General features: G+C 59.2%; 1 protein-coding gene. It reads right to left on the bottom strand.

Annotation, left to right across the window (positions count from 1 at the left end):
• Positions 1–151: 151 nt before the first annotated feature.
• Positions 152–895, bottom strand: a 744-nt coding sequence (locus M3I54_RS44385; RefSeq protein WP_254346736.1) for an IS66 family transposase, incomplete at its 5' end; no start/stop codon positions are given.

The raw sequence follows: 895 nt of genomic DNA, 5'->3' as shown, positions 1-895 counted from the left end.
GTAAGCGGTGATTTCAGCACACCGAATAAAGAATCGTTTGCGACAGACGGGCAAGCGCAGCCGTACCGCGATGGTCGGGGTCAACCGGCGATATTCGCGTCGAGGTGATGAGCCTGCGCGTGGGCCAGCACGCCGACGCGCATTCAGTTCGTCAGCCGGTCTCTTCCTTTTCCTTTTGTTGCCGGGCGTAATTGAACGGCAGAAGATCGGTTACATCTGCGTCCGGCGCACGCTGCGGCAACTCGGTGAGTATGTGTAGCAGGTAGTCGTATGGCTCGACGCCGCAGGCTCTGCACGTCAACATCAGGCTGTACACCGTGGCGCTCGCTTTTGCGCCATCAACTGTGTCGCTAAACAGCCATGACTTTCTCGAAGTGGCAAACGGTCTGATGTCACGTTCGCAAACATTATTATCGATGGGAGCGCAACCATCGGTGACGTAGCGGCTCAGATATTGCCACTGGTTGCGTGTATAGGCGATTGCCTTGCCGAGCAGACTCTGGGGCAGTACCTTGAGCGCCAGTTCGTCGAGCCACGCCTTGAAGGCCTCGAGCACCGGCACGCTATGCTTTTGCCGCAAGCCATATGTGTAATCAGCGCGCGTCCGGCCATCAGGCAGTTCGCCCTTGGCGAGCGCCTCGACACGGTACAGGGCCTGGAAGTATTCGAGCGCTTTCGCCACACGAGCGTTAGGTATCTTCTGTTTGCCGGAGTCCGTTTTTTTCTCGGCCGCCTTGTCCGCCTTGACGAACAGCCTCCGGGCGTGCGCGACGCATCCGAAGTGCGTGGCCTTTTTGAGCGTGCGCCAGGCGCTGTAGCCGTCGCTCATCAGCATGCCGCTGTAGTCGCCGAGAAACTTCTTCGGATGTTCCTGGCCGCGCCCCGGCTGGTAGTC

Source organism: Paraburkholderia sp. CNPSo 3274, from assembly GCF_024206475.1.
In the GTDB taxonomy this organism is placed as follows: Bacteria; Pseudomonadota; Gammaproteobacteria; order Burkholderiales; family Burkholderiaceae; genus Paraburkholderia.
This window is presented reverse-complemented; position numbering and strand designations above follow the sequence as displayed.